The sequence below is a fragment of the Kitasatospora sp. NPDC059146 genome, assembly GCF_042786665.1.
Lineage (GTDB): Bacteria > Actinomycetota > Actinomycetes > Streptomycetales > Streptomycetaceae > Kitasatospora.
This window is the reverse complement of sequence record NZ_JBHZCY010000084.1, coordinates 35,707-42,088: the sequence shown is the minus strand read 5'-3', so window position 1 is coordinate 42,088 and position 6,382 is coordinate 35,707. Positions and strand designations below refer to the sequence as shown.

The window sequence follows — 6,382 nt, the reverse complement described above, 5'->3', positions numbered from 1 at the left end:
GAAAGCCGCCGGCCGCCGGCCGTCAGCCGCTCCCCCGCACCGCGATCAGCGCCTCCACCCCGTCCAGCATCCGCGCCAGCCCGAACTCGAACAGCGCGTCCAGGCCCATGTCGATCTCCGGCCCCCGGTTCAGCGCGTCGAACATCGGGAACCGCTCCGGGTCCGTCATCAGCAGGTCGTGGTCCCGGTCGTCCAGCCGGTCCATCCACTCGTCCGCGGACATCCCGCTGTCCTGCTCGGCCTGCGCCTCCCGCTCGAAGTGGACCGCCAGCCCGCAGGTGAAGGCCGCCAGGCTGACCGAGGCCTGGGCCATCTCCGCCAGGCTCAGCCCCGTCCCCGCCAGCGCCGCCAGCGACCGCTCGGTGTGCAGCGCCGCGTCGGGCGCCAGCACCGGCCGGGTGAAGGACATGGTGGAGGCCAGCCACGGGTGGCGCCGGTAGATCCGCCACTGCAGGCGTGCGATCTCGTCCAGGCCCGTCCGCCAGTCCGGCGCCGGTGCCCCGGGGAGCGGCTGTTCGCCGAAGGCCTTGTCCAGCATCAGCCGCAACAGCTCGTCCTTGCCGGGCACATGGCGGTAGAGCGACATGGTCGCCACGCCCAGCTCGGTCGCGATCCGACGCATCGACAGCGCCGCGAGCCCCTCGGCGTCGGCCACCTGCACCGCCACCGCGACGATCCGCTCCCGGCCGAGCTCCCGCTCGCCGCCCTTCGCCCGCCGCCGCCCGCCCGTCGGCGCCGGGGTCGCGACCGGCGTCACGGCAGGAGCGGCGGCAGGACCCGCGGCCGGAGCCGGACTCCCGGCGGGCGCAGCCGTCGGAGCCGCCGGCCGGGCCGCCACCACCGTCCCCACCCCGGGGACGGCCCGCACCAGGCCCTCCTCGCGCAGGCGGTTCAGCACCTTGGTCGCGGTGGCCATCCCCACGCCCCACTCCTGCACGATCCGCCGCGTCGAGGGCACCCGGGCGCCCGGCCGCAACTCCCCCGCCGCGATCCGACGTCGGAGCTCGGCCGTGATCCGCTCCGAAGGCGACCCGCTCTCCACCACACCACCACCCGCTCGACCCGACACGCCCTCGCGTCGCGGCCGCCCACGCTAGCAGCGCCGGCCGCCGACCGTCCGGTCCCGACCGGCCTGCGCGGCGCCGGGTTCAGCCGGCCCGGCGCGCCAGGTGCACCACGTCCGGCACGCCCCGGCTCACCGGGACCTCCTCGGTCACGACGTCCGAGAATCCGGCGGCCCGCAGCGCCTCCTCGAAGTCCGTCGAGGGCTGGGCGCTCCACACCGCCAGCACCCCGCCGGGCCGCAGCCGGTGCCACAGCACCGCGAGCCCGTCCGCCCCGTAGAGCCCGGCGTTGGAGTCGGTGACGGTCCAGTCCGGCCCGTTGTCGATGTCCAGGCACAGCGCGTCGTAGCGCTCGCCGTCGGCGGCGGCCAGGTACTCCAGCAGGTCGGTGTGGATCACCGAGACCCGCGCGTCGTCCAGCGCGCCGTCGGAGAAGCCGCCGAGCGGGCCGGAGCGGTGCCAGTCGATGATCGCGCTCTCCCGCTCGACGACGGCGATCCGCCCCCAGCGCGGTTCGGCGGCCGCGTACGCGAGGGAGAAGCCGACCCCGAGTCCGCCGATCAGCACCGACGGCGCGGCCGGGCCGGCGCCGGTGCGGTCCAGTTCGTCCAAGGCCGCCTGGATCAGCAGCCGTTCGGAGCGCCCGTCCGCGGTGTCCATCAGGAAGCAGCCGTTGGCGATGATCTCGTAGTGCCGGCCGCGCTGCCGCAGCACCACCTCGCCGTACGGGCCCTCCCGCCGGTCGAGCGTGACGACGGCCTCGTGGGCGTCCCGTTCGGGCAGTGCGGTGGTCATGCTTTCTCCTCGGCGGACTCGGCGGCGTGCTTCGCCCCGTGGGGGGCGATCCCCGCCCGACGATAACCGAGTCCCGCCCACCGGACCGAGTGATCGAACCGGGCCGGTGGGCGGCGGGACACGCGTACGACTGCCGCGCCCGCACCGCCCAGGTCGCCCAGGTCGCTCAGGTCGCTCAGGTCGTGAGCAGCACCCCCGCGTACGACACCCCCGCGACCACCACCCAGGACCCGAGCCCGAGCAGCGCGATCCGCCCACCGGTCTTCGCCATGGTCGGCAGGTGCACCGCACTGCCGAGCCCGAACAGCGCGGCGGCCAGCAGCAGTTCCTGCGCGTCCCCGGCCAGGGTGAGGGCCCGCTCGGGCAGCACCCCGGTGGTCCGCAGCACGATCATCGCCAGGAAGCCCGCCACGAACAGCGGCACGATCGGCGGCCGACGGCCGGCCTTCGCCGCACCGTCCGCACCGTCCGCACCGTCCGCGCCCGCCCGGCGCGCGGCGCGCGCGTTGCGCCGTACCGTCACGGCCACGCCCGCGACCAGCGGCGCCAGCAGCACCACCCGCATCAGCTTGACCAGCACGGCCTCGCGCAGCGCGCCGGGGCCACCGGTCTGCGCGGTGGCGACCACCTGCCCGACGTCGTGCACGCTCGCCCCGACCCAGCGCCCGAACTCGATCTCGCCGAGCCCCAACGGGTGCTGCAGCAAGGGCAGTACGGCGATCGCCAGGGTTCCGCACAGGGTGACCAGCGCGACCGAGGAGGCGACGTCCTCCTCCTCGCTGCCCGCGGCCTGGCTGACCGCGCCGATCGCCGAGGCCCCGCAGATCGAGTACCCGGTGGCGACCAGCAGCGGCTGGTCGCCGGGCAGCCCGAGCCGCCGGCCCAGCCAGAGCGTGCCGGCGAAGGTGGCGGCGACCACGGTGAGCACCATCGCGACGGTGGCCCAGCCGAGGCCGAGCACGTCGTCCAGGCTGAGCTTGAGTCCCAGCAGCACGATCCCGAGCCGCATCAGCCGCTTCCCGGCCGTCGACAGCCCGGACCGGGCGACCCCGCGGACCACCGGGCGCAGCCCGGGCAGGTGGGCCGCCGCCATGCCGAGCACGACGGCGGCGGTGAGCTTGGGCACGGCGGGGACGGCCGCGTGGACGGCGATCGCGGCGGCCACCCCGACCGCCGCGAGCAGCAGACCGGGGGCGTCCCCGCCGAGCGGGGGGAGCGAGCGGGTACGGGTGGCCCGCTCGCGGAGGGTGAGTGCCACGCCGCCGCTCACCGCTCCTGGTCGGCGGGGAGCTGGTACACCCGCCGGATGCTGGTGCCGAGCCGGGAGACGTCCGCGCCGTACACGTGGATGGAGATGGCGGTGGTGCCGCAGGCGTTGCGCACCAGGTGGATGTCGCCGGGCGGGGCGAAGGCGGCGACCGTCCCGGCCGGGCCGGCCACGTGCTCGGTCTCGACCAGGCGGGAGGTGCGCCCGTCGGAGATCAGCCGGTAGCGGGTCTCGCTCTCCTGGCCCCGGTGGACGCCGGCCACGCACCAGGAGACGTGGTCGTGGATCGGGGTCTGCTGGCCGGGCAGCCAGACCAGGGCGACGACGGAGAAGCTGCCGTCGGCCTCGGCGTGCACGACGTGCTGGCGGTAGCGCTGCGGGTCGCCCTCGCACTGGGCGGGGGTGAGCAGCGCGTCGGGGCCGTCGGGGGCGGCGAGCAGGTGGGGGGCGAGGCGTTCGCCGACCAGGTACGCGGTGAGTTCGGGGGGCAGTCCGCGGTCCACGACGGCGCGGATCTCGCTGACCAGTGCGGTCATCCGCTCGGTGAGCCGGTCGCTGCCGACCGTGGCTGGGGGTGTCATGCCAGCAGGTTCGGGCCACCCGACCTATCACGTCCAACGAGGGTTTCTAAGCATCACCCCTACTCATGCTTATGGATTACCCCAGCCCGCCGGCGCCCGCGGCGCCCGGTCAGCAGCCGACCCGGCTCGCCGCCGCCTGCCGCAGGTGGTCCAGCACCAGCCCGGTGGCCGGGATCCGCCGGTGCTCGCGCAGCACGTACGCGCTCACCTGCCGCCGCAGGTGCGGCTCGACGGCGCGCCCGGTGACCTTGCGGTGGCACATGAAGGAGAGCACCAGCGCGGGCATCAGCGCGATCCCCACCCCGGCGGCGACCAGGCTCTGCACCGCCAGGTTGTCGTCGGTGGAGAACACGATGTCGGGCGCGAAGCCCTCCTCCGCGCAGACGTGCAGCAGGTTGGCCCGGCAGCGCGGGCAGCCGGCGATCCAGCGCTCGCCGTCGAGGTCGGCCAGCCGGACGGCGTGCCGGCGGCCGAGCGGGTGCCCGACCGGCAGCAGCACCGTGAGCAGGTCCTCCATCAGCGGGATCTCGTCCAGTCCGTCCGGCAGCTCGGTGGCCTGGCCGGGGTAGCGGAAGGCCAGCGCGATGTCGCACTCCCCGCGCAGCAGCCGCTGGACGGAGTCCGGCGGCTCGGCCTCCAGCAGCTCGACCCGGACGCCGGGGTGCTCGGCGAGCAGCCGGGCCATCGCCTCGGGTATCAGGGTGGCGTTGGCGCTGGGGAACGCGCAGACCCGGACCCGCCCGGCGCGCAGCCGGGCGAGCGCGGCGAGTTGCTGCTGGGCCGCGGAGAGGCTGCCGAGGATCAGCTCGGCGTGCCGGGAGAGCGCCTCGCCGGCCTCGGTGAGCCGCAGGCCGCGCCCGGCGCGGGTGAACAGCGGGACGCCGACGGTGCGTTCGAGCGCCTTCATCTGCTGGGTGATCGCGGGCTGGGTGTAGCCGAGTTCCCGGGCCGCGGCCGAGTAGGAACCGGCCCGGACGACTTCGTGGAACGTCCTGATGTGCCGCGAGTCGAACACCGGCTCCATGGCCCCTCCGCCCGGTCGTCTGCCGCCTGCCTCCGCAATCATAAGAGGAATTTGGAGGTCCAGGCCTCGACCCCTTCGGCACCTATGGTTCAGTCCCGAACCGCCCGTCCCACCGGTGCGGCCGCCCGGGTCCTCACCGGGCCGACGGCGGCAGCCCCATCGCCACCCCCGCCTTGGCCACCGGTGCCCCGCCCCGCACGCTCGGACTGCGCCGGCTGCGCCGCTCGACCCAGCGGGCGAGCCAGGACAGCAGCAGGCACATCCCGATGTAGATCGGCGCGATCACCATCACCACCGGGATGAACGGCAGGTCGTAGTCCAGGTTGGTGGCGATCAGCTTCCCCGCGTGCAGGAACTCCTCGTAGGTGATCAGGAAGCCGAGCGAGGTGTCCTTGAGCGCGACCACCAGCTGGCTGATGATCGCCGGCAGCATCGCCCGGTTGGCCTGCGGCACCAGCACGTACGTCATCACCTGGGTCTTGCGCATCCCCAGCGCGTACGCGGCCTCCCGCTGGCCCTTGGGCACCGCGAGCACGCCGGCCCGGAACACCTCGGCCAGCACCGAGCCGTTGTAGAGCACCAGCCCGGCCACCAGCGCCCAGAGCGGCTGCACCTTGAGGGCGACGAACACGAAGAAGATCATCACCAGCAGCGGCATGGCCCGGAAGAACTCCACCACCAGCGTGGAGAACCAGCGCACCACCCGGTGGTCGGACAGCCGCCCGGCCGCGAACAGCGCGCCGAAGGGCAGCGCGAACAGCGCCGTCCAGCCGAAGGCCTGGAGGGTGTTGCCCAGCCCGCGCAGCAGCAGGTCCTGCACGCCCCGGTACTCGAAGGGCTCCCACTTGGCGTAGGTGAACTGGTGGGTGTGGAACAGCATGTAGACGATCCAGCCGATCAGCGCCGCGATCAGCAGCAGCGCGATCCCGCCGTACAGCCGGTGCCGGGCCAGCGCCTTCGGGCCGGGGATGTCGTACAGCGCCGAGGCTCCAACGGTCATCGGGACACCGCCACTCGTCGTTCCAGCAGGTTGAAGACGGCACTGACGGCCAGGGTGATGATCAGGTAGCCGACGGCGATCCAGACGAAGGTCCAGACGATGCTGTAGCCCAGCTCGTTGATGGTCCGGTAGGTGCCCAGCAGCTCGGTCACGCTGAACGAACCGGCGATCGCCGTGTTCTTCGCCAGCGCGATCATCACGCTGCCGATCGGCGCCACCACCGAGCGGTACGCCTGCGGCAGCACCACCAGGCCCATCGTCTGCCCGAAGCTCATCCCCAGGCTGCGGGCCGCCTCGCCCTGCCCGGGCGGCACGGTGTTGATGCCCGAGCGCATCGCCTCGCAGACGAAGGCCGAGGTGTAGCAGCCGAGCGCCAGCACGGCGAAGGTGTAGAAGGGCAGCGTGATGTCGAACCGGGGCAGGCCCAGCACCACGATGAAGAACAGCAGGGTCAGCGGCGTGTTGCGCAGCAGCGTCACCCACACCGTCCCGAACACCCGCAGCGGCCGGACGGGCGAGACCCGGAAGCCCGCGATCAGCACGCCCAGCAGCAGTGACAGCACGGCGCTCACCGCGAACAGCGAGAGCGTGCCGAGGAAGCCGTCCCAGTAGGTCGACCAGTTGTCGGTCAGCGTTTTCACGGCGCGGCCC

At 73.8% G+C, this 6,382-nt stretch carries 7 protein-coding genes; all 7 read right to left on the bottom strand.

Annotation, left to right across the window (positions count from 1 at the left end; translation table 11 throughout):
• Window positions 1-22 precede the first annotated feature (22 nt).
• Complete coding sequence (locus tag ACFXPX_RS29395; RefSeq protein ID WP_380644038.1) at window positions 23-1,042, bottom strand: TetR/AcrR family transcriptional regulator C-terminal domain-containing protein; 1,020 nt, start codon at window positions 1,040-1,042, stop codon at window positions 23-25.
• Window positions 1,043-1,148: 106 nt separating this feature from the next.
• Complete coding sequence (locus ACFXPX_RS29390; protein ID WP_375885298.1) at window positions 1,149-1,859, bottom strand: spermidine synthase; 711 nt, start codon at window positions 1,857-1,859, stop codon at window positions 1,149-1,151.
• A 175-nt stretch (window positions 1,860-2,034) separates the two neighbouring features.
• The gene (locus tag ACFXPX_RS29385; protein WP_380522628.1) at window positions 2,035-3,117 is read right to left on the bottom strand and encodes a YeiH family protein; all 1,083 of its coding nucleotides are present in this window, start codon (window positions 3,115-3,117) and stop codon (window positions 2,035-2,037) included.
• A gap of 8 nt (window positions 3,118-3,125) precedes the next feature.
• Window positions 3,126-3,707 carry a cysteine dioxygenase gene (locus ACFXPX_RS29380; RefSeq protein WP_375885293.1) on the bottom strand — a complete coding sequence of 194 codons (582 nt, stop codon included), beginning with the start codon at window positions 3,705-3,707 and terminating at the stop codon, window positions 3,126-3,128.
• Between the two features lie 109 nt (window positions 3,708-3,816).
• Entirely contained in the window at window positions 3,817-4,722 is a 906-nt protein-coding gene (locus ACFXPX_RS29375; protein WP_360238866.1) for a LysR family transcriptional regulator, read from the bottom strand.
• Window positions 4,723-4,864: 142 nt separating this feature from the next.
• Window positions 4,865-5,731: an amino acid ABC transporter permease gene (locus ACFXPX_RS29370; RefSeq protein WP_375885290.1), complete on the bottom strand. Its 867-nt coding sequence runs from the start codon at window positions 5,729-5,731 to the stop codon at window positions 4,865-4,867.
• On the bottom strand, window positions 5,728-6,372 hold the full coding sequence (locus tag ACFXPX_RS29365; protein WP_375885288.1) for an amino acid ABC transporter permease: 645 nt from the start codon (window positions 6,370-6,372) through the stop codon (window positions 5,728-5,730). The genes ACFXPX_RS29370 and ACFXPX_RS29365 overlap by 4 nt, the downstream gene beginning before the upstream one ends.
• Window positions 6,373-6,382 lie beyond the last annotated feature (10 nt).

Bases quoted from the DNA above. Each gene is read 5' to 3' on its own strand.
- ACFXPX_RS29390 (WP_375885298.1), bottom strand. From the start codon at position 1,859: ATGACCACCGCACTGCCCGAACGGGACGCCCACGAGGCCGTCGTCACG.
- ACFXPX_RS29380 (WP_375885293.1), bottom strand. From the start codon at position 3,707: ATGACACCCCCAGCCACGGTCGGCAGCGACCGGCTCACCGAGCGGATG.
- ACFXPX_RS29370 (WP_375885290.1), bottom strand. From the start codon at position 5,731: ATGACCGTTGGAGCCTCGGCGCTGTACGACATCCCCGGCCCGAAGGCG.